The sequence below is a fragment of the Bradyrhizobium sp. CCBAU 11434 genome, assembly GCF_028128895.1.
Lineage (GTDB): Bacteria > Pseudomonadota > Alphaproteobacteria > Rhizobiales > Xanthobacteraceae > Bradyrhizobium > Bradyrhizobium zhengyangense.
In genome coordinates, this window is sequence record NZ_LBJX01000101.1 from 498542 (window position 1) to 521256 (window position 22715).

The window sequence follows — 22715 nt, forward strand, 5'->3', positions numbered from 1 at the left end:
GAACAAGCCAACTCGGCTCGAGTCATGTCTCGACGAACGTCACTGTGTCAGCGACTGATGCGCGCGAGGTGCGGTAACTGTTGACCTTGTGCGCATGATCGGCATAGCCGAACGAGATGCCGCAGACGACACGGCGGTCGTCGGGCAAGTTGAAGTGGCGGCGGATCAGGCCGGAATGGCGCGCCAGCGCGGCCTGCGGAATCGTGCCGAGCCCGAGCGCTTGCGCGGCGAGCATGAAATTTGAAACATAGGCACCGCAGTCGATCGCGCCATAGATGCCGAGTGGCTCATTGGTGTGAATGATCGCGACATGCGGCGCGCCAAAGAAATTGTAATTCTCCAGCGCCTGCTTGGCGTAACCCATCTTGTCGCCGCGCGGGATGCCGAGCGTGTTGTAGAGCTGAAAGCCGCTCTCGCGGCGGCGCTCGAGATAGACGCCGACATATTCGCGCGGCGGCGTGAAATCATAATCGTCGCCAAGGCCGCCTGAGGCCTCCTTGTAGATCAGTTGGCGGAAGCGCTCTTTCGCCTCGCCGCTGGCGATGATGACCTGCCAGGGCTGGCTGTTGCACCAGGACGCGGTCCGCTGCGCCGTGGTCAGCACATGCTCGATAGTGGCGCGATCGACCTCCTTGGGCAGGAAGGCGCGCACGGAGTAACGCTCGTTGAGGAGCTCTTCGAGCACGCCGATGCGGTCGTTTTGGTTGACTTTAGCGTCCATGATCTAGCTCGCGTCGCTTTCTTCGTAGGGTGGGTTAACCCCGCGGATTGCGCGAAGCGCAAACCGCGCGGCGTAACCCACCACTTCTGTCTCCTCTGCGGAAGCTAAGAGGTGGGTTACGCTGCGCTAACTAACCCACCCTACGATTCCGTGATTGAAGTTGTCACCGCCCCTTGGTCGGGATCTTGTTGTAAGGCACATCCTTGTCGACGCGGATATCCCCCGGCAATCCCAGTACCCGCTCGGCGATGATGTTGCGCAAGATCTCGTCGGTGCCGCCGGCAATCCGCATCGAGGGCGAGGACAGCAGCATCTGCTGAAACTGGCCGTGCACCGTCTCCTCGTCGCTGCCGGTGAGCACTCCGGCCGCGCCCTGGAGGTCCATGGCGTAGGTCGCGATGTCCTGGAGCATCATGCCCGAGACCAGTTTGCCGATGGAGTTCTCCGGTCCCGGCCGCTCGCCTTTCGACAGCGCCGAGATCGCGCGGTAGCTGGTGTATTTCAGCCCGCTCGACTTCACCGCCCAGCTCGCAAGCTTTGAGCGCACAGCGGGATCGTCGATGGCGAGACCATCCTCCAGCGTCAGGTTCGAGCAAAACTCGAACATCTCAGGGACGCCGGTCGCGAGCCGCGCGCCGATCGACATGCGTTCGTTCATCAGCGTGGTCAGCGAGACGCTCCAGCCTTCGCCGACCGCGCCGAGACGCTGGCTGTCCGGGATGACGACATCAGTGAAATAGACCTCGTTGAACTCCTGCATGCCGTTGGCCTGCTTGATCGGCCGCACCTCGACACCAGGGCTCTTCATGTCCAGGAAGAACATGGTGAGGCCCTTGTGCTTGGGCACATTTGGATCGGTGCGCGCGATCAACAGACCGTAGTCGGAGTAATGCGCGCCGGAAGTCCAGATCTTCTGGCCGTCCACAACCCAGACGTCGCCCTTCTTCTCCGCGCGCGTGCGCAGGCCCGCGACATCAGAGCCGGCGGACGGCTCGGAGAACAGCTGACACCAGATCTCCTCGCCCGAGGCGAGCTTCGGCAAATAGCGGCGCTTGGCGTCCTCGGTGCCCCAAGCCATCACGGTCGGGCCGCACATGCCCTCGCCGATCTGGAATGGCTGCGTCAGCTTGCCGTAGACGCCCTCTTCCTGCTGCCAGATCACGCGCTCGATCGGCGTGGCGCCACGACCACCATATTCCTTCGGCCAGTGCAGGCAGGCCCAGCCGCCTTCGGCCTTCTTCTTCTGCCAGGCCTTGCCGACCTCGACCATGTCGTGCTTGGCAAGCCTGATGCGGCCGAGCGAGGATTTTGACAGCTCCTGCTCGAACTCCTTCGGCGCGTTGGCGGTGATCCATTTGCGCGCGGTCTCGCGGAATGCGGCTTCCTGCGGGGTATCGTCGAAATTCATGGCGAACCTCTACCCTCTTCCCCTGGTCGGGATCTTGTTGAACGGCACGTCCTTGTCGACCCTGATGTCGCCGGGCAGGCCCAGCACCCGCTCGGCGATGATGTTCCGCATGATCTCGTCGGTGCCGCCTTCGACGCGGGTGCCCGGCGCACGCAGCAGCATCGCCTGGAAGCGGCCGGCGAGCTCGGCATCCTCGCCGCTGACGACGCCGGCGGCACCTTGCAGATCGAGTGCGTAGGTCGCGACGTCCTGAATCATGGAGCCCGCCACGAGCTTGCCGATCGAGTTCTCCGGACCAGGCCGCTCGCCCTTCGACAGCGCGGAGATCGCGCGCATGCTGGTGTATTTCAGCCCGCTCGCCTTCACCGCCCAGTTGGCGAGCTTCGAGCGCACCGCGCGATCCTCGATCGCCGGACCGTCATCGAGCATCAGGCTGGAGCAATATTCGAACAGTTCGGGGAAACCGGTCGAGACGGCCGCACCGATCGCACTGCGTTCGTTCATCAGAGTGGTCAGCGAAACGTTCCAGCCGTCACCGACCTCGCCGAGGCGCTGATGGTCGGGGATGCGGACATTGGTGAAATAAACTTCGTTGAAGTCGGACGCACCGCTCGCCTGCTTGATCGGCCGCACTTCGACGCCCGGGCTCTTCATGTCCAGGAAGAACATGGTGAGACCCTTGTGCTTGGGCACGGTGGGATCGGTGCGGGTGAGCAAGATGCCGTAGTCGGAATAATGCGCGCCCGACGTCCAGATCTTCTGGCCGTTGATGACCCAGTCGTCGCCATCCTTCTCTGCGCGCGTGCGCAGGCCAGCGACATCGGAGCCGCCGGCCGGTTCGGAGAACAGCTGGCACCAGACCTTCTCGCCTGATGCGAGCGGCGGGAGGTAGGTGCGCTTATGCTCCTCGCGTGCGAACGCCATCATGGTCGGCCCGCACATGCCGTGGCCGATGATGAACATGCGGGACAGCTGGCCGAACGGCCCCTCCTCCTGCTGCCAGATCACGCGCTCGATCGGCGATGAGCCGCGGCCGCCATATTCCTTTGGCCAGTGCAGGCAGGCCCAGCCGGCATCGGCCTTCCTCTTCTGCCAGGCCTTTGCAACCTCGAGAATGTCAGCGTTCCTGAGCACGGTACGACCGAGCGAGGATTTGCGCAGATCCTCCTCATATTGCTTCGGCGCGTTGGCGCCGATCCACGCCCGCGCGGTGGCGCGGAATTCGGCTTCCTGCGGAGTGTCGTCGAAGTTCATGACAGTGTCCTTCGCCTAAGCCGCGTTCTTCTTGCGCATGCGATCGATCAGTTGATCTTCCCAATAGGTGAGGCTGCCGAGCCCGAGTGCCATCGCGTTGGCGCGACGGTAGTACATGTGGCAGTCGAACTCCCAGGTGAAACCCATGCCGCCGTGAACCTGGATGTTGTTCTTGGCGCAGTGCTGGAACGCCTGCGTCGCGCTGATGCGCGCGGCGGCAGCGGCTTCCGGCAGTTCGGCCGCGTTGGTCGAGAGCGCCCAGGCGCCGTAATAGCTGTTGGAGCGCGCCAGCGTCGCCGAGACATACATGTCCGCGAGCATGTGCTTGATCGCCTGGAACGAGCCGATCTGGCGGCCGAAGGCGATACGGTCGAGCGCGTAGTCGCGGCCCATCTCCAACGCGCGGTCAGCGCCGCCGACCTGCTCGAAGGCGCACAGCACCGCGGCGCGGTCGAGCACCTCGGTTAAAATGCTCCAACCCTCGCCGGCCACACCGAGCGGCTCAGCCTTGGCATCTTTGAAGGTGATCTCGGCCTGACCACGGGTCGGGTCGAGATTGGTGAGGCTTTTCACCTCGACGCCGCCTGCCTTGAGGTCAACGAGGAACAGCGAGATGTCACCGTCGCGCCCGCTCGATCCCGTGCGCGCTGCAACCACAGCAAAGTCAGCAATCGCGCCATCGGGCACTGGCTTCTTGACGCCGTTGAGCACGCCGTTCGCAGCCGTGAGCTTGACGTTCTTCGGCGCCGGACTGCCCTTGCCCTCGAACAGCGCCAGCGTGCCGATCGCTTCGCCCGAAGCGATCGCTGGCAGCCACTTCTTCTTTTGCACGTCACTGCCGGCGATCAGCAACGCTTCGGCGGCAAGATAAACGGTCGAGGAGAACGGCACCGGTGCATTGGCGCGGCCCATCTCCTCCGCGATCACGCAGAGCTCGAGATGGCCGGCGCCGGCACCGCCGAGCTCCTCGGGGATTGCAACGCCGAGGAAGCCCATCTCGGCAAGGCCCTTCCAGAGTTCCTTGTCGTAAGGCGCCTTGCCGTCGAGCACGACGCGCACGGCTTTGGGTGAGCATTTTTCTGTGAGGAATTTGCGCGCCTGGTCACGGAGCTGTTTCTGGTCGTCAGAGAAATCGAAGTTCATGGCGGCCTGCCCTCTTATTTGTTGTTAGAGACCGTCATTCCGGGGCGTCGCGTAGCGGCGAGCCCGGAATCCATTTCACCGCCTTTATGCGGCCCGATGGATTCCGGGTTCGTGCTGCGCGCGCCCCGGAATGACGAGTGGAGAGAGAAGTGCTTCATCGCAGCACGATCACATCCTGATCCGGTTTGTCCGCATAGAGCCGCTCGACCAGCGCCGCGCGGCGCTCGAGGCCGGCGCGCTGGTTGATATAGCCCTTGTCGGTGAGCTCGTTGCCGTCGATCGAAGGCGGCTCGACCATCAGCATCGCGCGCGCGATGATACGGCTGCTGGCGCCCTCGCATTCCTTGTTGTGGGCCTGGAGGCCGCGATTGAAGCACGCAATCACCTCGGGATGCTTCACCGCATCCTCGAAGCTGAGATCGGGATTGCCGACGAGCTGGCGGCATGCATGCAGGTTCGGCCAGGCAAGGAGCCCGATGAAAGCGCGATCCTGCCCTGCAACCAGCGCGTCATGCACGACCGGCGTCGCCGCCGCGATCGCGTCGGTGCGGAGCGAGCCGACATGAACGAACGTGCCGGTGGTGAGCTTGAAGTCCTCGACGACCCGACCCGCAAAGATGATGCCCTTCACCGGATCGTTGTCGTCGACGAAAATGCCGGCGTCGCCGATGCAGTAAAAGCCTTCTTCGTCGAACATCTTCTTGGTGAGATCGGGCTGGCCGAAATAGCCGGGCGTGACGTTGACGCCGCGCAGCCGCAACTCGTATTTCGAGCCGCACGGCACCATCTTCAGCTCGACGCCGGGGAACGGCAGGCCGATCAGGCCGACGCGTTCGGTGTCCCAATAGGTGCCGGTCGAAGTCGGCGCGGTCTCGGTCGAACCCCAGCCAGTGTAGAACACGATGCGCTCACCGGTGGTCTTGACCGCAAGCGCCTGCATGCGATCGTAGAGATCGTCGGGCAGCCGCGCACCGCCATAGGCCATGATCGAAAGGTTCTTGAAGAAGGAGCGGCACAGCGCGTCGTCCTTTTCCATCGCCGCCGCCAGCGCAGCATAGCCGGCCGGCACGTTGGCATAATAAGTCGGCGAGATCTCGCGGAGATTCCTGATCGTCTCCTCGAGCTGTCCCGGCATCGGCCGGCCGTCGTCGATATAGAGCGTGCCGCCATCGACCAGCACCGGATGGAACGCGGCATTGCCGCCCATGGTGTGATTCCACGGCATCCAGTCCAGCACCACCGGCAGCGGACCGCCCGGGATGCGCGGCCGCACCTGCATCATCATCGCGGCATTGGCGCACATCATCTCTTGCGTATTGATGACGGCCTTGGGCATGCCGGTCGAGCCCGACGTGAACAGCAACTTGCCGACGGTGTCGGGCGTGATCTTCGCGATCGACTCCTCGACATCCTTCGTCACAGGTGTTGCCGCAAGGTCGGCAAAGCTGACGCTCTTGACGCCCTCACAGGGCCGGGAGACGTGCACGACAGTGACGCCGGTGAGATCGAGCGCTTTCAGCGCCTTTTTGAAGGTCGGGCCGTCCTGCACCATCACCACAGCCGGCTTGATCAGGTCAAACAGATACTTCAGCTTGACGTGATCATGGCTCATCAAGGAGTAAGCCGGCGACACCGGGGCGGCCGGGACGCGTGCCTGCATCGCCGCCTGCGTCATCAGCGCGTGCTCGATCGAATTGCCGGAGAGGATCGCGACCGGGCGTCCGTCGAGTTTGAGATTCAGCAGCGCCTGCGTCAGCGCATCGACCGTGCGCTTGGCTTCGCCATACGAGACTTTTCGCCATTCGCGGTTCGGGCCGCCGCGCTGCGCGAGCCAGATGCGCTCGGGCGCTTCCCTGGCCCATTTCGCCAGCGAAGCCGGAAGATGCTTTTCGTAAGCCTGCAGCGGAATGCGCGACTTCAGCACCACCGTGCCATCAGCGCGGCGCTCGACATCGATGTCGCGCGCGAGCCACTCGACCCTGCGAAAGGCGGGCTTTGACATCACCGCCGCCGCGCTTCCACTCATTTTGCGTCTCCCGGAATTTCTTGTCCTTTGCGGATATTCGTTGTTCAGCGCTTGATATAGACAGGCTTTCGCTTCTCAAGGAAGGCCCTGATGCCTTCCGAAAATTCCTCGGAGCGGCTGCACAGGACCTGGTTGCGGTCCTCCATCGCGATCGCGGCTTCCAGCGATCCTGCATCGACGCTCATGTTAAGACATTCCTTTGACAGGCGCAGCCCCACCGGCGAGGCCGTGATCATCGCATCGACGTAAGGCTCGGCGGCCACGTCGAGCTTGTCTTCGTCCACGACCTCAGAGACGAGCCCGACCGCAAGTGCCCGCTCCGCGCCGATGAAGCGTCCCGTGAGGATCAGTTCCGACGCCACCGACACGCCGACCAGCCGCGGCAGGAAATAGCTGGTGCCGATGTCGCAGCCGCCAAGGCCGAGCTTGATGAAGGCGCAGTTCATCCGCGCCGACTTCGTCGCAATGCGAATGTCGGAGGCCAGCGCCAGCGCAAAACCGCCGCCGGCCGCCGCGCCCTGCACCAGCGACAGGATCGGCTGCGGACAGCGGCGCATCAGCATCACGATGTCGGCGATGCGTCGCTGCGAATCCAGCGACTCCATGACGCCAGGCGGCTCCTGCTGCCCGGCGCGGCGCGCCATCGCCGCCTTCAGATCGAGGCCGGCGCAAAAATTCTTGCCGGCACCGCGTAGCACGACGACGCGTGTGTCGCGGTTGCGCTGGAGTCCCTGGAAATAGACGTTGAGCGCATCGATCAGCGCAGGATCGAGCGCGTTGAGACTGTCAGGCCGATTGAGCGTCACCCGGTCGACGCCGTCGTCATGCTCGATCAGCAGCGGTTGGGACATGGAAAGCCTCGTGCTAGCCGCGAGTCACGGCGCCGATTGCTGCGCCCTCTCCCCTTGTGGGAGAGGGCATGTACTTCGCTAGCCACATACTCGCTTGGGTGAGGGGTCTGTCTCCGTGGAGAGAACCTCTCATCCGGCGCTATAGCCGATGCAAAGCATCGGCGTCCTACTAAGGACGGCGGCCGGAGGCCGCCTATGCCACCTTCTCCCACAAGGAGAGAAGGGAAGAGCCTACCGCGGAGCCATGCGGATGGCGCCATCGAGGCGGATGGTCTCGCCGTTGAGCATCGCGTTCTCGACGATGTGCACGGCGAGTGCGCCGTACTCCTTGGCATCGCCAAGGCGCGAGGGATGCGGCACCTGAGCGCCCAGGCTCTTGCGCGCCTCCTCATTGAGACCCATCAGCAGCGGCGTGAAGAATAAGCCGGGCGCGATGGTGTTGACGCGAATCTTCTGGCTCGCGAGATCGCGTGCGGCAGGCAAGGTCAAACCGACAACGCCGCCCTTCGAGGCCGAATAGGCGATCTGGCCGATCTGGCCTTCATAGGCGGCCACCGACGCGGTGTTGATGATGACGCCGCGCTCCTCACCAACAGGCTCGATCGTGACGAGGCGCTCGGCGAACAGTCGCAGGCAGTTGAACGTGCCGATCAGATTGACGTTGATGATACGCGCGAACTTTTCGAGCGGGTAGACGCCATCGCGGCCGACGATGCGCTGCGAACCGCCGATGCCGGCGCAGTTCATCAGCACGCGAGCAACGCCATGCGCGGCTTCCGCCTTGGCGATCGCAGCCTTGATCTGCTCCTCGCTGGTGACGTCGGCATGAAGCGCGATGCCCTTCACTTCCGCGGCGACCTTCTCGGCGTTCTCCTTGTTCTGGTCGATCACGCCGATCTTCGCGCCCTTGGCCGCCATGGCGCGCGCGGTCGCTTCGCCGAGACCCGAGCCACCACCGGTGATGAGAACGGCTACGTCTTTCAATTCCATGACAGGCTACCTTTCCTTGGGCGTTTCTTCTCTAGACTTACTTATGAGTCCTGGCCGGATTATCCGGCGGCAGCAGCTTCCTCGGGTTGCGTGAGGATGCCACCGCAGATCAGCGTTTCCATGTGCTTGATGTATTGCCGGCAGACTTCGTCGGTGACCGGGCCGACGCCGGTCGCGCGAGACATCGCGTGCCGGCCGAAGAACAGATGATCGCAAGCGCCGATCAGGCTGGTGTAGAACAACACCGGATCGGTCTGTTGGAATTCACCGCGGCTGACGCCTTCGTCGAGCAGGCGGCGATGAAAGTCGAGCAGCGGCGCGACGAAGAATTTCGAGACTTCATCGGCGGAGCCGGCGACGCTCTCGTGCAGCAGATAATGGATCAGCCGGTTCATGTAAGGGAACCGATGATATGCGCGGATGATGCCGGCGATGTGCAGCTTCAGTTTTGCCGTCGCTGTAATCGGCTGCGCCAGCAGATATTCGAGATTGGACATTTCGGTCGCGGCATCGCGCGCGAGCAGCGCCAGCAGCAGGCCGTCCTTGTTGCCGAAATGATATTTGACCAGCGCTGCGTTGGCGCCTGACTTCTGGGCAATGTCGGAGAGCGAGATCTCGATCGAGGAGCGTTCGATCATCAGTTCGCTGGCGGCCACGAGCAATTTCTCTGCCGTGGAATTTCTTCCGCTAGGGAGCCTGCTCGGTACGCTGGTAGTCACGGAGATCCCTTGTCCTCGTCGCCTCAAGCGGGCCGCAGATAAGCCCAAGCAGCGCCTCCCCACAAGAGTTAATTGATCGATTGACTAAACGATATCCCGGCCCTTAAAACCCCGAAAACCCAATTCAGAACAATCATGGGAGAGACCGAAATGGCCGAGGCTTATATCGTCGCCGCTGCGCGTACCGCGGGTGGGCGCAAGGGGGGCCGCCTCGCCGGCTGGCATCCGGCCGATCTCGCTGCCAAGGTGCTGGACGAACTGGTCGATCGCACCAAGGTCGATCCCGCGCTGGTCGAGGACGTGATCATGGGCTGCGTGATGCAGGTCGGCGAGCAGTCCAACAACGTCGCGCGCAACGCGATCATGGCCTCGAAGCTGCCGGAGAGCGTGCCGGGCACCTCGATCGACCGCCAGTGCGGTTCCTCGCAGCAGGCGTTGCACTTTGCAGCACAGGCCGTGATGTCCGGCACCATGGACGTGGTGATCGCGGCCGGCGTGGAATCCATGACGCGCGTGCCGATGGGCCTGTCCTCGCAGCTGCCTGCCAAGAACGGCTTTGGCAATTACAAGAGCCCTGGCATCGAGGCGAGATATCCGAACATCGTATTCAGCCAGTTCACCGGCGCCGAGATGATGGCCGAGAAGTATGGGCTGTCGAAGGATGACCTCGACGAATATTCGTTCCAGAGCCATCAGCGCGCGATTGCGGCCACCCAGGCGGGTCACTTCAAGAAGGAGATCGTTCCGCTCGAGATTGTCAGAGCCGACGGCTCCAAGGACACCCACCACATCGACGAAGGCATCCGCTTCGACGCCACGCTCGAAGGCATCAAGGGCGTCAAGCTGATCGCCGAGAACGGCAAGCTGACTGCCGCCAGCGCCAGCCAGATCTGCGACGGCGCCTCGGGCGTCATGGTCGTCAACGAGCGCGGCCTCAAGCAGCTCGGTGTGAAGCCGCTCGCACGCATCCACCACTTGACCATGACCGGCGGCGATCCCGTCATCATGCTCGATGCGCCGCTGCACGCCACCAAGAAGGCGCTGGAAAAGGCCGGCATGAAGGTCGACGACATCGACCTGTTCGAAGTCAACGAGGCCTTCGCCTCGGTGCCGACGGGCTGGCTGAAGACCACCGGTGCCGATCCAGCGCGCCTCAACGTCAATGGCGGCGCCATCGCACTCGGTCATCCACTCGGCGGCTCCGGCACCAAGCTGATGACGACGCTGGTCCACGCGCTGCACCAGCGCGGCAAGCGCTATGGTCTCCAGACCATGTGCGAAGGCGGCGGAATGGCCAACGTGACGATCGTCGAACGACTGTAAGAAGAAAAGCGAAGAACAAATGGCGAGTGGTGACTGGTGATGGGGAGTGGCTTCCGCCCCTATCGCCATTCACCGCTCGCCTCTTTTTTTGAGGAAACGCCATGACGCATCCGTCCATCTACGCGAAGAGCACGCCTGACAAGATCGCCTACCAGATGGCCGGGACCGGCAAGGCGATCACCTATCGCGAACTCGACGAGCTCTCGAACCAGGGCGCGCAGCTGTTCCGCTCGCTCGGCTTGAAAGCCGGCGACCACATCGCGCTGTTGATGGAGAACCGCCTCGCCTTCATGGAGATCTGCTGGGCCGCGCAACGCAGCGGGCTCTATTACACCGCGATCAGCCGCTACCTGAAGCAGGACGAGATCGACTACATCATCGGCGATTGCGGCGCCAAGGTCGTGATCACCACGCCAAAATGCGCTGAGCAGATCAAGGATTTAGTCAAGGGCAAGCCAGGCGAGCCGATCTTCTACATGGTCGACGAGCCCCTGCCCGGCTTCCGCTCCTACGACGAAGAGGCAGCGGCGCAACCGACCACGCCGATCGCGGACGAGGTCGCAGGTTACGACATGCTGTATTCGTCGGGCACGACCGGCCGACCCAAGGGCATCAAGAAAGCGTTCGAAGGCAACAAGATTGACGTGCCGAACGCATTCCTGCGCGTGCTCTGCGCCGACATGTGCGGCATGAATGCCGAGAGCACATATCTGTCGCCGGCACCGCTCTATCATGCGGCTCCTCTGCGCTTCAACATGATGGCGATCGTGCTGGGCGGCACCTCCATCATCATGGAGCATTTCGACGCTGAGGAATTCTTAAAGCTCGTCGAGAAGTACAAGGTCACCCAATCCCAGCTGGTACCGACCATGTTCGTGCGCATGCTGAAGCTGCCGGACGAGGTCCGCGCCAAATACGATGTCTCGACGCTGAAGGGCGCAATCCACGCCGCCGCCCCCTGCCCGGTCGACGTGAAGGCCAAGATGATCGAATGGTGGGGGCCAATCCTGATCGAGTATTATGCTGGCTCGGAAGGCAACGGCGTCACCGTCTGCAACTCGCAGCAATGGCTGGAGCATCGCGGCAGCGTCGGCCGTGCCGTGGTGGGCAAGATCAAGATTCTGGACGAGAACGACGAGGAGCAGCCAGTTGGGGAGATCGGCACGGTCTATTTCGCCGACGCGCCAGCCTTCACCTATCACAACGACCCCGAGAAGACGAAGAAGGCCTACAACGCCAAGGGATGGTCGACGCTCGGCGACGTCGGCTATCTCGACAAGGACGGCTTCCTGTTCCTCACCGACCGCAAGTCCTACATGATCATCTCGGGCGGGGTGAACATTTACCCGCAAGAAACCGAGGACGTGCTGATCACGCACCCCGAAATCGCCGACGTCGCCGTGTTCGGCGTGCCGAACGAGGAGATGGGCGAAGAGGTCAAGGCGGTGGTGCAGCCGCACGACATGAAGAGCGCCGGCAAGCAGCTCGAGGCCGAGCTGATCGCCTACTGCAAGGCCCGCCTCTCCGCCATCAAATGCCCGCGCTCGATTGATTTCGAAGCCGAGCTGCCGCGCACGCCGACGGGCAAGCTGGTGAAGCGGCATCTGCGCGACAAGTACTGGCCGAAAACCGCGGCGAAGATTTAAGGCTCAATCAAACAAACTCGGCGTGTGGTTCACCAGCGCGCCTTCGATCTCGAGCATCTTCAGCTTCGTCACCACGCCGCCATTCGCCGAAAAGCCGCCGGGCTTGTTGCTGGCAGCGAGCACACGGTGGCAGGGCACGACGATCGGACAGGGGTTGCGGCCGAGCGCCTGGCCGACGTCGCGCGACAACTGGACGCCACCGAGCTGCTTGGCGATGTCGCCATAGGTGATGGTCTTGCCGGGCGGGATGGCGCGGGCGATCTCGTAGACGCCGCGGTTGAACTCGGGAACGCCGTCGAGATCGAGCTCGATATCGGTGAGGTCGTCGCGTTCGCCCGCGAGCAGTTTGGTCATGCGGTCGATCGCGTGCTGCACCTCGGGAGTCGGCTCCGCCTCGGTGGCGTCGGCATGGCGCTGGCTGATCCGGGTGCGGATCTTCTGCTCGCCGCCCATCGGAAGCTGCGTGCCGTTGATGCCGCGCGGGCCCCAGGCGATGGCGCAGAGGCCGATTCTGGTGTCGAACAGGGCGAAATGCTGGTCGGTCATGGCTTGGTTCCTGGCTTGCGTCCTCTCGCATGCCCCCAATGTGATCTCGGTTCAAATCTAGGCTTGGAAATAGTTGCGATCCACCCGGTTTCCGGGAATCTTGCACAGGAGTTCCGCACACCTTTCCGCGAGCCGAGAATGCAAAGCCTCCACGTCCTCGGATACGACATGCCCTATCTCGACGTGGGCGAGGACAGAGACAGGCCGCCGCTGGTCTGCGTGCATGGCTCGCTCTCCGACTTCCGCGTCTGGGGCTGCGTGCTCGGGCCGCTGACGCAGCGGCACCGGATGATCGTCCCCAGCCTGAGGCACTTCTTTCCGGCCAAGTGGAATGGCGTCGGCGATACCTATTCGATCGCCCAGCATGTTAGTGACGTCATCGCCTTCATTGAGAAGCTCGACCTCGGCCCGGTCGATCTGATGGGCCACTCCCGCGGCGGCCACATCAGCTTCCGCGTGGCGCAGCAGCGGCCTGATCTGCTGCGGCGGCTCGTTCTTGCCGAGCCCGGCGGCGAGCTCGATGCGAGCCTTGATCCCGACTATGCTGGCGGCCCGTCGCCGCTGCTGGCGCGCTTCACGGCTTCGGCCGAGAAGATCGCATCCGGCGATGTCGATGGCGGTCTCGCCGTGTTCGTCGACACCCTGGAAGGCGCCGGCACCTGGCCGCGGCTGCCGGCGATGGTGAAGCAGAATTTGCGCGACAACGCGTACACGCTGATCGGCCAGGTCCGCGACAACCGCCCGCCTTTCTCCAAAGCGGATGCGGAGGCGATTCTGATGCCGACGCTGTTCATCCTGGGCGCGCGGACCAAGGGCCTGCTGCCGAAAGTGCTGCACGCGCTCGCGGCACACGTACCCTATTCCAGGACGGCGATCATCCCGAACGCGACGCATCCGATGTTCGAGCAGGCGCCGCAGAAATATTCCGAAGTCGTCCTCGACTTTCTTGCGAGCTAAATCATGCAGAGCTTCCGCGTCAACGGTTACGACATGGCCTATCTCGAAGTCGGCGAGGGCCATCCGCTGGTCTGCGTGCACGGCACGCTCGGGGATTTCCGCACCTGGTATTCGGTGCTTGGCCCGCTGTCGGCGAATCATCGCGTGATCGCGGTCAGCCTGCGGCATTTCTTCCCTGAACATTGGGACGCCGTCGGCGATGACTACAAGATGGCGCAGCACGTCTCTGACGTGATCGCCTTCATCGAACAGGTCGAACCCGGACCGGTCGACCTGATGGGCCATTCGCGCGGCGGGCACATCGCCTTCCGCGTCGCGCAGGCGCGGCCTGAGCTGTTGCGAAAACTTGTGCTGGCCGAGCCCGGCGGCGATCTCGACGCCAGCCTGCCAGTGCCGGAAGGCACGCCTGCCTACCCACCGCTCGCGGCGAAGACGATACGCTCGGTCGAGATGATCCGCGCCGGCGACATCGAAGGCACGCTGCAAAATTTCTATGAAGGCATCGAGGGCGACGGCTCGTGGCGGCGCGTGCCGGCGACGGCCAAGCAGCAATTGCGCGACAACACGCTGACCTTCCTCGGCCAGATCAATGAGCAGCGGCGGCCTTACACGCTCGCGGATGCTCAGGCAATCAAGACGCCAACGCTGCTGATCGGCGGCGGCGCCACCACCGGCAGCCTGTCGGTGATGTGGCGCGTGCTGGCCGCGCACATCGCCGGTAGCAAGACGGCGGTGATTCCCAATGCTGGACACTGGATGTTCGAGCAGGCGCCGCTGGAGTTTGGCGAGGCGGTGAGCCGGTTCCTGACGGAGTAGCTCTCGCCTCGCATACAGGGAAAGGCCTCACACCTTCCAGACGCCGACAGGCATCTTGATGGTCGCGTTCAGCCGGTTCCAGACGTTGATCGTCGCGATCGCGAGGATCAGGGTTGCGAGCTCGCGCTCGTCAAAATGCTTGGCGGCCTCGTTCCAGATCGCGTCCGGCACCGGATCCTCGCGATCGGCAACGCGCGTGACCGCCTCCGTCAGCGCCAGCGCGGCGCGTTCGGCGTCGGAGAAATAGGGCGCCTCCCGCCAGGCGGAGACTGCGAACAATCGCTCGTCGGTTTCGCCCAGCTTGCGGGCGATCTTGGGATGCATGTCGACGCAGACGCTGCAGCCGTTGATCTGGCTGGCGCGCAGATGCACCAGTTCCAGGAGCTTTTCCGGCAGGCCTTGCTTGGTGAGGTTGGCGAGGGCTTGGAGGAGGTTCATGGCCTCGGGCAGGACCATCACCGGGTGATTCATGCGGGCGTGCATCATGTCTCGTCTCCATAGATCGAATTTCGAAGGTTCCGGTCACATCGGCCGGATTGGCTTCGTCTTGGGCATGACGGATCGCGACGAGGGACTGTGACCGATGACCGAAGAAAATTTTCTGACCCTGCAGTTCGAGGCCAACCGCGACCATCTGCGCGCCGTCGCCTACCGGATGCTGGGCTCGCGCGGCGAGGTCGACGATGCCGTGCAGGAGGCGTGGCTGCGGCTGAGCCGCAGCGACACGTCCGACGTCGCGAACCTGAGAGGCTGGCTGACCACCGTGGTCGCCCGCATCTGCCTCGACATGCTGCGCGCGCGCAAGTCGCGCAAGGAGGATCCGATGGGCCCGCATGTACCCGAGCCGGTCGACGAGACGCGGGAGCGGGAGGCGGAGATGGCCGATTCCGTCGGCGCGGCGCTGCTGGTCGTGCTGGAGACCTTGCAGCCGGCGGAGCGGCTCGCCTTCGTGCTGCATGACATGTTCGCAGTGCCCTTCGAGGAGATCGCGCCGATCGTCGGGCGCTCGGTCGATGCCTCCAGGCAATTGGCAAGCCGCGCGCGGCGACGCGTGCAGGGCGTACCGGTGCCGGAGGCTGACCTGTCGCATCAGCGCACGATCGTCGATGCTTTTCTCAAGGCCTCGCGCGAAGGCGATTTCGAAGGATTGCTGGCGGTGCTCGACCCCGATGTCGTGTTGCGCGCCGACGACGCCGTGGTGCGGCTGGGCTCGCCGCCGGAGGTCCGCGGCGCGGTGGCGATTGCGCAACTCTACAAGGGTCGCGCCCAGGCGGCGCGCACCGCGCTGGTCGATGGCGCGATCGGGGTCGCTGTCATCCTCGGCGGACATCTGCGCATCGCGCTGCGCCTTACCTTCAACGGGGACCGCATCGCCGGGATTGAGGCCATGGCCGATGCAGAGCGGGTTGCCGCGCTGGATGTGGAGGTGCTGGAGAGCTGAGGCGGCCCTATCCACCGAAACAACCCCATGCACAGTAGACCGCTCTAATAGAATCAAAGGCTTGCGCGACCAAAAACGACAATATTGACGGGCTCGCCCTCTGGCGATATCTTCGCATACGGAATTCCGTATTCCCTTCTTGGAGCCCGCCGGCGTGATTCCTCTCGACCCGCTCCCGAACCTGATCGACCAGGTCTACGCCCGGATCCTGGAGGCGATCTCCGATCGCACGCTTCAGCCCGGCCAGCGCATCCGGCAGAACGAACTCGCCGACAAGCTCGGCGTCTCGCGCCAGCCGGTGTCGCATGCGCTGCATCTGTTGCATCGTCAGGGCCTCCTCGCCGAAAGCGGCAAGCGCGGCTTTGAAGTCACCCAGCTCGACCCCGCGCGCATTCGTCAGCTCTACGAGGTGCGCGGCGCCATCGACGCGCTCGCGGCCCGGCTTGCAGCCCAGCGTGCCGCAACTGATGCTGCCGGTCGCGCGCGGCTTGAGGCGGCGCTCGCCGCCGGACGCCGCATCGATCGCAAGACTGCGCTCACGGATCTGATCGCGCTCGATGTCGAATTCCACCGCGCTATCTACCAGCTCGCGGGCAATCCCGTGATCGAGGAAACGATCACGCCGCAATGGCCGCATATGCGCCGCTCGATGGCAACCGTGCTGTCCGAGCTCGACTATCGCGGCAGCGCCTGGGCGGAACACGCCGATATCGCCAAGCACATTCTCTCAGGCGACGCTGACGCGGCCGAGCGCGCGGCGCTGGCCCACGCGCAGACGGCGGGACGGATGACTGAGGAGAGATTGAGGGCGACGGACGAGGTGGCGGCGTAGCTGCAACACGCGCCGTCATTCCGGGGCGGTCCGCAGGACCGAGCCCGGAATCCATCGGACGGCAGAGACTGAGGATGAATGGATTCCGGGCTCGCGCTTCGCGCGCCCCGGAATGACAACAAGAACAATACAGGAGGACGACCCATGAGACTGTCCCAGGAGCAATTGGAGTTCTTCCAACGCGAGGGCTGGCTGTTCCTGCCCGAACTGTTTACCCAGGAGGAGGTCGATCTCCTCGCGCGCGAGGCGGTCGGCATTTATGACACCAACCGGCCGGAGGTCTGGCGCGAGCAGAGCGGCGCGCCGCGCACGGCCTTTGCCGCGCATCTCTACAACGAGGCCTTCCGTATTCTCGGCGCGCATCCGCGCATGATCGAGCCGGTCGAGCAGGTTTTCGGCGAGCCTGTCTACATGCACCAGTTCAAGATCAACGCGAAATCGGCCTTCACCGGCGACGTCTGGCAGTGGCATCAGGATTATGGCACCTGGAAGCGCGACGACGGCATGCCGGAACCCCGCGCGATGAACATCGCGATCTTCCTCGACGAGGTGATGCCGATCAACGGTCCCTTGATGCTGGTGCCGCGCAGCCAGGACGCCGGCGATCTGGAAGCCTCCCATGACCTCGCCACCACGTCCTATCCGCTGTGGACGCTGGACGAAGACACGGTGACGCGCCTCGTCAAACAGGGCGGCATCGTTGCGCCGACCGGCAAGCCGGGCGGCATGCTGATGTTCCACGGCAATCTCGTGCACGGATCGAGCGGCAACATCACGCCCTACCCGCGCAAGATCGTGTACCTGACCTTGAACGCGGTCTCGAACTACATCCGCACCCCGACGCGGCCGGAGTATATCGCGCACCGCGATCTCACGCCGATCAAGACGGTGGCTGATGACGCGCTGGTACGGCTTGCAAGAGCGCCGCGGCAGGCGGCGGAGTGATCTGTCATTCCGGGGCGCGCCCCCTTGGGCGCGAACCCGGAATCCATTGGGCCGCAGAGACTGTGGATGGATGGATTCCGGGCTCGCGCTTCGCGCGCCCCGGAATGACGACGACCTTTGATTGTTGCACCTACGGATTTCCAACATGAACCTCTTCCGCCTCCTCCAGGCCCGCGCGTCCGCCGGAAAACCTGTCCGTGTCGCGCTGATCGGCGCCGGCAAATTTGGCTCGATGTTCCTCGCGCAGGTGCCACACACGCCGGGGCTCGAAGTGCCTATCATCGTCGACATCGACCGCGACCGCGCGCGCGAGGCCTGCCGCACCGTCGGCTGGGACACCGAGCGCATCGCCAAAACCGTCTTCACCGATGACGGCGCACGCGCCATCGCCGGCGGGGCGATGGATGTGGTGGTGGAGGCGACCGGCAATCCCGCCGTCGGAATCCGTCACGCGCGCGCGGCAATCGCGGCGGGCAAGCACATCGTGATGGTGAACGTGGAGGCGGACGTACTGGCAGGCCCGCTGCTGGCCGAGGAAGCGCGCAAGGCAGGCGTGGTCTATTCGCTCGCCTATGGTGACCAGCCGGCGCTGACGGCCGAGATGGTCGACTGGGCGCGCGCCACAGGTTTTCGCGTCGTCGCCGCCGGCAAAGGAACGAAATATCTGCCTGCCTATCACGACGTGACGCCTGACGGCGTCTGGCAGCACTATGGTCTCACCGCCGGCGAAGCGCAGTCGGCCGGCATGAACCCGCAGATGTTCAACTCCTTCCTCGACGGGACCAAATCGGCGATCGAGATGGCCGCGATCGCAAATGCTTGCGCCCTCGACGTGCCCTCGGAGGGACTTCTGTTTCCGCCCTGCGGTGTCGACGATCTGCCGCACATCATGCGGCCGCGGTCGCGCGGCGGCGTGCTGGAGCGGTCGGGCGTCGTCGAGGTCGTCTCTTCGCTGGAACGCGACGGCCGGCCGGTGTTTCGCGATTTGCGCTGGGGCGTCTATGTCGTGCTGGAGGCGCCGAACGACTACGCCGCCGACTGCTTCAGGCAGTATGGCCTAAAGACCGACGCCAGCGGGCGCTTTGCCGCGATGTACAAGCCCTATCATCTGATCGGGCTCGAGCTGAACATCTCGGTGCTGTCGGCTGCGCTACGAGGCGAGCCGACCGGCCAGCCATACGGCTTCCGCGGCGACGTCGCGGCGGTCGCCAAGCGCAACTTGCGCGCCGGCGAAATGCTCGACGGCGAAGGCGGCTACACCGTATGGGGCAAGCTGGTGCCGGCAGCCACGAGCCTGAAGGCCGGTGCCCTGCCGATCGGCCTCGCCCATCGGCTCAAGCTGAAGCACGACGTCGCCCATGGCGAGATCGTGCGCTGGAGCGACGTCGAGTTCGACGCTGGTAGCGAGACGATCAAGACGCGCAAGGCGATGGAGGCGGCGTTCGTTAAGCTCAGCCCAGGAAAGCAAATCGCATGAAAGCCCAGACTTTGCTTCGTATCGCGCGTCCCACCAACGATCTCGACGCAGTCATCGCGTTCTACAAGGTCGGGCTTGGACTCAGCGAGCTTTATCGCTTTGAACAACACGAGGGTTTCGACGGCGTCATGCTGGGGCGCCCCGGAGAATCCTACCATCTTGAGTTTACCCGGGCACACGGCCACGATGCGGGCAGGGCACCGAGCAAAGAGAACCTCCTCGTCTTCTATTTTCCCCTGAGATCGGAGTGGGAAGCGGCTGTCTCGCGCATGCAGAATCGCGGCTATTGTCCGGTTCAGCCTTTCAATCCCTTCTGGGAAACACATGGCGTCACGTTCGAAGACTGCGATGGATATCGCGTAGTCCTGCAAAATTCCAACTGGCCTGACGAATGACAAGCTCCTAGAGCACCACGACTTTCGTGTGCAGAGGCACCTGCCCGTAGAGATCAATGATGTCCTGATTCATCATGCGGATGCATCCGGACGAGACCGCCTTTCCAATCGATTCCGGCTCGGTCGTGCCGTGGATGCGATAGCGGGTGTCTTGTCCGCCCCTGAACAGATAGAGCGCTCGCGCGCCGAGCGGATTACTCTCTCCGCCGTCCATGCCGCCCGCCCATCTGGCATAGCGCTTCGGCTCACGCGCGATCATCGCCTCGGTCGGGGTCCAGTGCGGCCATTCCCGCTTGAGCTGGATGTTCGCCGTGCCCGTGAATTCGAGGCCGGCGCGACCAACCCCGACTCCGTAGCGAACGGCCCTGCCGCCTTCTTTGACGAGGTACAGAAAGCGATTATGCGGATCGACTACGATCGTTCCAGGGGGCTCCGTCGTACGGTAATCGACGACTTGGCGCAGAAAGCGCGGGTCGACCGACGACACGTCGATCGCATCGACGGTGAACTTCTCCGAGGGTATCGCCGCATAATGTCCTGCGCCGGCCGAATCGCGTTCGGCAAGGCGGGGCGCATCGGTTGTAACGCATCCTGCCGCGGTCAAGGGAAGTGCGATCGCCACGAAGAGTGTCCTGGCGATTCTCTGAAAATTTGCGAGCATAAGTTGGAGTTCTCGAGTTTAGTTGCGTCAATCGGCCTTCTGACCGGCTTGCCTGGCGCGGGCGTCGGCCACGACGTGCTGGAAACCGTCGTATGTGAGCGCCTGATTGACCTTGTAGGGGCCGACGAGGAAGCCCGGCGTTCCCTGGAAGCCGACCGCGTCGGCAATCGCCAGGTTTCGCTTGAGCAGACCGGTGATAGCCGCGTCGTTTGCCTTGATGTCGGCATTGAGGCGGTTCATGTCGACGCCGGAGTTACGCACTGCGTCGATCATCTGCTGCTGCGGAATTCCGTAGCCGGGGACACTCATCAGGGCGTGATGCGCAGCGAGATATTTATCCTGGTATCTTGCTCCAAGCGCGAGCTTAGCGCCGACGATCGAGCTTGGGGCCAGCACCGGCCAGTCCTTGTAGACGAGTTTTATCTTTCCGTCCGCCTTCACGAGACGCTCGAGATGAACGGCGGCATCCTTACAGAACGGACAATTATAGTCGAAGAAGTCCACGATCGTGATATCGCCTTCAGGATTGCCCGCTGTCGGCGCTTCGGGATCAGCAAGGATCATCTCGCTTGTGATTTCGTTTTCAGCGCTGCGCGCGAAGGTCTTGGTGAGCAATAGCGCGGCGGTTCCGGCAAGGCGGAGGAAGGTCGAGCGGGAAACTGCTTTACTCATGTGTTGCTCCAGGAGATGCTTGCGTTAACCGCGTTCGGCTACGGAGATCTTGTCCAGGAGGTCGCGCACGGCGGTCGCGCCGATCGTTCTGGTGCCGTCGACTTCCCGGCCTGTGGCGTTGAGAAAGACCAGCGTTGGAGGGCCAACCACCTCGAACCGCTCCATGAGCCTCCTGCTCGCGAGGTTGTACCGTGTCATGTCGGCCCGGATCAGACGCAGCGTCCTCAGCCGCTGGCGCACCGCCTCATCCGCGAAGACGGTACGCTCCATCAACCGGCACTCAGTGCACCACTCGGCCGAAAAATCGATCAGGACGGGGCGCCCCTCCACACTGGCGGTGGCGATGGCCGTGTCGAGATCATGCTCATTGGTTATCGTTTGAAAGCCGTCGGATTCGAGGCCAGATGCGGAGATGGGCAGGGTCACACCCGCCCATGCGAATGGCTGCAGAGGCGCGTACCATCCGGTGATGCCTCCAATGGTCACAAGCCCACCATAGATCGCGAGCGTACCGGCTGCCATTGCGGACGCCACACGTCCCCAGTGCGGCGTGGATCGGGCGCTGTCCGGTTGCGGCCACCCGAGCCAAAATGCGATCCCGACGAAAAACGCTCCCCACGCGATTGCGATCAAGGGCAGTGGCAAGATCCGTGACATCATCCAGATTGCGACGCCGATGAAGACGATGCCGAACGCTTGCTTGACACGAACCAGCCACGGCCCGGACTTGGGCAGAGCTGTCGCTCCGAAGGCCCCAACCACCAGCAACGGCAGGCCCATGCCTAGACCGAGCGAGAACAGTGCCGCCGAGCCGCGCATCGCTTTTCCGGTCTGCGCAATATAGACCAAGGCCGCCGCCAGCGGCGGCGTAACGCAAGGACCGACGATGAGAGCGGAGGTGAAACCGAGCAGCGCTGCCCCGCCGATCGATCCTGGGCGGCCCGCCCCGAGCGTCAGCCGCGCGCTCCACGCATGCGGTCCCTGCAGCTCATAGAATCCGAACATCGAGAGAGCCAACATCACGAACATCAGACTCATCAGGGCGACGGCGCCCGGAGTCTGCAAGATCGCCTGAAGGTTGCCGCCGAACCAGGCGGCGAAAACTCCGAGCACGCCATAGGCGCTTGCCATCGCGAGCACGTAGGATGCGGACAGCAGAAAGCCCTGCGCCGGCGATAGCTTCTCAGCAGAGCGCGTCAGCATGCCCGACAGAATCGGCACCATGGGAAGAACGCACGGCGTGAAGGCGAGCAGCACTCCGAAACCGAGAAAGGCGAGCAAGGTCGGAAGGAGGCTGCCGCCCAGATCAGGTGTGGTCGCACTGGCAGGCGAAACGTCACCAGGAACCGTAGGCGCCGGATCCTCGGCCGCCGACGCGGACAGCGAACGCATCTCCTCCTTTCTATCGTCGGCATCGCGAACGATCAACGTTGCGAGGTCGATGACCTTCGTGATCGGCGGATAGCAGATCGTATTCTCGCCGCAGCCCTGATAGGTGACGTGAAGCTCGCCGGTTTCCGGCAGCGCGTTGATAAGAGCGGTCGCTTGGTGGTGGTAGACCTCGGTCGGTCCGAAGGTTGGATCGTCCTTGGTCTCGCCCCGTGTGGTCACGACCTTGAGCGCCTCGCCACCGAGGCTTGCCGCGATCCGGTCACGATAAAGATAGTACCCAGGTTCAATCGACCAGAAGAGCTCGACACCTTCCTCTTCACCTTGTGTGACGTCGAATCTGAAGGCCTCGTCGGGTGGCTTCGGTCCCGCCGCGGCCGCGCCGAGCCAAAAGGCCTGAAGGAGAAAGGTAACAAACCAGATCGTCCGCACGTAAGACATGGAAAGCCTCGCCTGATTGCGAACGTCGATCTGGCGAGCTCACCTTAAGCCAGCCTTAAGGC

Annotated in this window: 22 protein-coding genes; 9 read left to right on the forward strand and 13 right to left on the reverse strand. The window is 63.5% G+C overall.

Annotated elements, in window-relative coordinates:
• Positions 1-22: 22 nt before the first annotated feature.
• The 8 genes from XI06_RS37080 to XI06_RS37115 form a co-directional block, all read right to left on the reverse strand.
• The gene (locus XI06_RS37080) at positions 23-721 is read right to left on the reverse strand and encodes a nitroreductase (protein ID WP_237866602.1); all 699 of its coding nucleotides are present in this window, start codon (positions 719-721) and stop codon (positions 23-25) included.
• 163 nt (positions 722-884) lie between these two features.
• Entirely contained in the window at positions 885-2129 is a 1245-nt protein-coding gene (locus XI06_RS37085; protein ID WP_237866601.1) for an acyl-CoA dehydrogenase, read from the reverse strand.
• A gap of 9 nt (positions 2130-2138) precedes the next feature.
• Entirely contained in the window at positions 2139-3383 is a 1245-nt protein-coding gene (locus XI06_RS37090) for an acyl-CoA dehydrogenase (RefSeq protein ID WP_237866599.1), read from the reverse strand.
• A gap of 15 nt (positions 3384-3398) precedes the next feature.
• Entirely contained in the window at positions 3399-4526 is a 1128-nt protein-coding gene (locus XI06_RS37095; RefSeq protein ID WP_271607567.1) for an acyl-CoA dehydrogenase family protein, read from the reverse strand.
• A gap of 154 nt (positions 4527-4680) precedes the next feature.
• Positions 4681-6552 (reverse strand): AMP-binding protein, encoded by a 1872-nt coding sequence (locus XI06_RS37100; protein ID WP_271607568.1) that lies wholly within the window; start codon positions 6550-6552, stop codon positions 4681-4683.
• A 44-nt stretch (positions 6553-6596) separates the two neighbouring features.
• Positions 6597-7403: an enoyl-CoA hydratase/isomerase family protein gene (locus XI06_RS37105; protein ID WP_271607569.1), complete on the reverse strand. Its 807-nt coding sequence runs from the start codon at positions 7401-7403 to the stop codon at positions 6597-6599.
• Positions 7404-7634: 231 nt separating this feature from the next.
• A complete protein-coding gene (locus XI06_RS37110; protein WP_128968562.1) occupies positions 7635-8393 on the reverse strand; it encodes an SDR family NAD(P)-dependent oxidoreductase in 759 nt (252 codons plus the stop codon).
• 59 nt (positions 8394-8452) lie between these two features.
• On the reverse strand, positions 8453-9055 hold the full coding sequence (locus tag XI06_RS37115; RefSeq protein WP_271607570.1) for a TetR family transcriptional regulator: 603 nt from the start codon (positions 9053-9055) through the stop codon (positions 8453-8455).
• A 207-nt stretch (positions 9056-9262) separates the two neighbouring features.
• Here XI06_RS37115 and XI06_RS37120 point away from each other — a divergent pair, with 207 nt between their 5' ends.
• Positions 9263-10435, forward strand: coding sequence for an acetyl-CoA C-acetyltransferase (locus XI06_RS37120; RefSeq protein WP_237866590.1), 1173 nt, complete (start codon positions 9263-9265; stop codon positions 10433-10435).
• A gap of 101 nt (positions 10436-10536) precedes the next feature.
• On the forward strand, positions 10537-12081 hold the full coding sequence (locus XI06_RS37125) for an acyl-CoA synthetase (protein WP_271607571.1): 1545 nt from the start codon (positions 10537-10539) through the stop codon (positions 12079-12081).
• Positions 12082-12084: 3 nt separating this feature from the next.
• Here XI06_RS37125 and XI06_RS37130 read toward each other — a convergent pair whose 3' ends face one another.
• Positions 12085-12627 (reverse strand): methylated-DNA--[protein]-cysteine S-methyltransferase, encoded by a 543-nt coding sequence (locus tag XI06_RS37130; protein WP_271607572.1) that lies wholly within the window; start codon positions 12625-12627, stop codon positions 12085-12087.
• Positions 12628-12765: 138 nt separating this feature from the next.
• On the opposite strand from XI06_RS37130, the gene XI06_RS37135 reads away from it, so the two are divergent.
• Positions 12766-13584, forward strand: a complete 819-nt coding sequence (locus XI06_RS37135) for an alpha/beta fold hydrolase (RefSeq protein WP_271607573.1) — start codon at positions 12766-12768, stop codon at positions 13582-13584.
• Between the two features lie 3 nt (positions 13585-13587).
• Positions 13588-14400, forward strand: a complete 813-nt coding sequence (locus tag XI06_RS37140) for an alpha/beta fold hydrolase (protein ID WP_271607574.1) — start codon at positions 13588-13590, stop codon at positions 14398-14400.
• A gap of 27 nt (positions 14401-14427) precedes the next feature.
• Here the strand turns inward: XI06_RS37140 and XI06_RS37145 are convergent, their stop codons facing one another.
• Positions 14428-14883, reverse strand: a complete 456-nt coding sequence (locus XI06_RS37145; protein ID WP_237870961.1) for a carboxymuconolactone decarboxylase family protein — start codon at positions 14881-14883, stop codon at positions 14428-14430.
• Between the two features lie 100 nt (positions 14884-14983).
• On the opposite strand from XI06_RS37145, the gene XI06_RS37150 reads away from it, so the two are divergent.
• The 5 genes from XI06_RS37150 (at position 14984) to XI06_RS37170 (ending at position 19490) form a co-directional block, all read left to right on the forward strand.
• Entirely contained in the window at positions 14984-15841 is an 858-nt protein-coding gene (locus XI06_RS37150) for a sigma-70 family RNA polymerase sigma factor (RefSeq protein ID WP_237866583.1), read from the forward strand.
• Positions 15842-15995: 154 nt separating this feature from the next.
• On the forward strand, positions 15996-16673 hold the full coding sequence (locus XI06_RS37155; RefSeq protein ID WP_271607575.1) for a GntR family transcriptional regulator: 678 nt from the start codon (positions 15996-15998) through the stop codon (positions 16671-16673).
• Positions 16674-16817: 144 nt separating this feature from the next.
• Complete coding sequence (locus XI06_RS37160; protein ID WP_271607576.1) at positions 16818-17618, forward strand: phytanoyl-CoA dioxygenase family protein; 801 nt, start codon at positions 16818-16820, stop codon at positions 17616-17618.
• 145 nt (positions 17619-17763) lie between these two features.
• Positions 17764-19095 (forward strand): NAD(P)H-dependent oxidoreductase, encoded by a 1332-nt coding sequence (locus XI06_RS37165; protein ID WP_271607577.1) that lies wholly within the window; start codon positions 17764-17766, stop codon positions 19093-19095.
• Positions 19092-19490, forward strand: coding sequence for a VOC family protein (locus XI06_RS37170; protein WP_271607578.1), 399 nt, complete (start codon positions 19092-19094; stop codon positions 19488-19490). Before XI06_RS37165 ends, XI06_RS37170 begins: the two co-directional genes overlap by 4 nt.
• A 7-nt stretch (positions 19491-19497) precedes the next feature.
• Here XI06_RS37170 and XI06_RS37175 read toward each other — a convergent pair whose 3' ends face one another.
• From XI06_RS37175 to dsbD, 3 genes are all read right to left on the reverse strand, one after another.
• Positions 19498-20112, reverse strand: coding sequence for a L,D-transpeptidase (locus XI06_RS37175; protein ID WP_237870931.1), 615 nt, complete (start codon positions 20110-20112; stop codon positions 19498-19500).
• A 66-nt stretch (positions 20113-20178) separates the two neighbouring features.
• A complete protein-coding gene (locus XI06_RS37180) occupies positions 20179-20823 on the reverse strand; it encodes a DsbA family protein (RefSeq protein WP_237866576.1) in 645 nt (214 codons plus the stop codon).
• 24 nt (positions 20824-20847) lie between these two features.
• The gene (dsbD, locus tag XI06_RS37185; RefSeq protein ID WP_271607579.1) at positions 20848-22653 is read right to left on the reverse strand and encodes a protein-disulfide reductase DsbD; all 1806 of its coding nucleotides are present in this window, start codon (positions 22651-22653) and stop codon (positions 20848-20850) included.
• Between the last annotated feature and the right edge of the window lie 62 nt (positions 22654-22715).

Coding starts and splice junctions, on each gene's coding strand:
- XI06_RS37145 (WP_237870961.1), bottom strand. CDS start 14,883: ATGCACGCCCGCATGAATCACCCGGTGATGGTCCTGCCCGAGGCCATG.
- XI06_RS37165 (WP_271607577.1), top strand. CDS start 17,764: ATGAACCTCTTCCGCCTCCTCCAGGCCCGCGCGTCCGCCGGAAAACCT.
- XI06_RS37080 (WP_237866602.1), bottom strand. CDS start 721: ATGGACGCTAAAGTCAACCAAAACGACCGCATCGGCGTGCTCGAAGAG.
- dsbD (WP_271607579.1), bottom strand. CDS start 22,653: ATGTCTTACGTGCGGACGATCTGGTTTGTTACCTTTCTCCTTCAGGCC.
- XI06_RS37120 (WP_237866590.1), top strand. CDS start 9,263: ATGGCCGAGGCTTATATCGTCGCCGCTGCGCGTACCGCGGGTGGGCGC.
- XI06_RS37130 (WP_271607572.1), bottom strand. CDS start 12,627: ATGACCGACCAGCATTTCGCCCTGTTCGACACCAGAATCGGCCTCTGC.
- XI06_RS37085 (WP_237866601.1), bottom strand. CDS start 2,129: ATGAATTTCGACGATACCCCGCAGGAAGCCGCATTCCGCGAGACCGCG.
- XI06_RS37135 (WP_271607573.1), top strand. CDS start 12,766: ATGCAAAGCCTCCACGTCCTCGGATACGACATGCCCTATCTCGACGTG.
- XI06_RS37090 (WP_237866599.1), bottom strand. CDS start 3,383: ATGAACTTCGACGACACTCCGCAGGAAGCCGAATTCCGCGCCACCGCG.
- XI06_RS37170 (WP_271607578.1), top strand. CDS start 19,092: ATGAAAGCCCAGACTTTGCTTCGTATCGCGCGTCCCACCAACGATCTC.
- XI06_RS37150 (WP_237866583.1), top strand. CDS start 14,984: ATGACCGAAGAAAATTTTCTGACCCTGCAGTTCGAGGCCAACCGCGAC.
- XI06_RS37110 (WP_128968562.1), bottom strand. CDS start 8,393: ATGGAATTGAAAGACGTAGCCGTTCTCATCACCGGTGGTGGCTCGGGT.
- XI06_RS37160 (WP_271607576.1), top strand. CDS start 16,818: ATGAGACTGTCCCAGGAGCAATTGGAGTTCTTCCAACGCGAGGGCTGG.
- XI06_RS37180 (WP_237866576.1), bottom strand. CDS start 20,823: ATGAGTAAAGCAGTTTCCCGCTCGACCTTCCTCCGCCTTGCCGGAACC.
- XI06_RS37105 (WP_271607569.1), bottom strand. CDS start 7,403: ATGTCCCAACCGCTGCTGATCGAGCATGACGACGGCGTCGACCGGGTG.
- XI06_RS37125 (WP_271607571.1), top strand. CDS start 10,537: ATGACGCATCCGTCCATCTACGCGAAGAGCACGCCTGACAAGATCGCC.
- XI06_RS37095 (WP_271607567.1), bottom strand. CDS start 4,526: ATGAACTTCGATTTCTCTGACGACCAGAAACAGCTCCGTGACCAGGCG.
- XI06_RS37140 (WP_271607574.1), top strand. CDS start 13,588: ATGCAGAGCTTCCGCGTCAACGGTTACGACATGGCCTATCTCGAAGTC.
- XI06_RS37100 (WP_271607568.1), bottom strand. CDS start 6,552: ATGAGTGGAAGCGCGGCGGCGGTGATGTCAAAGCCCGCCTTTCGCAGG.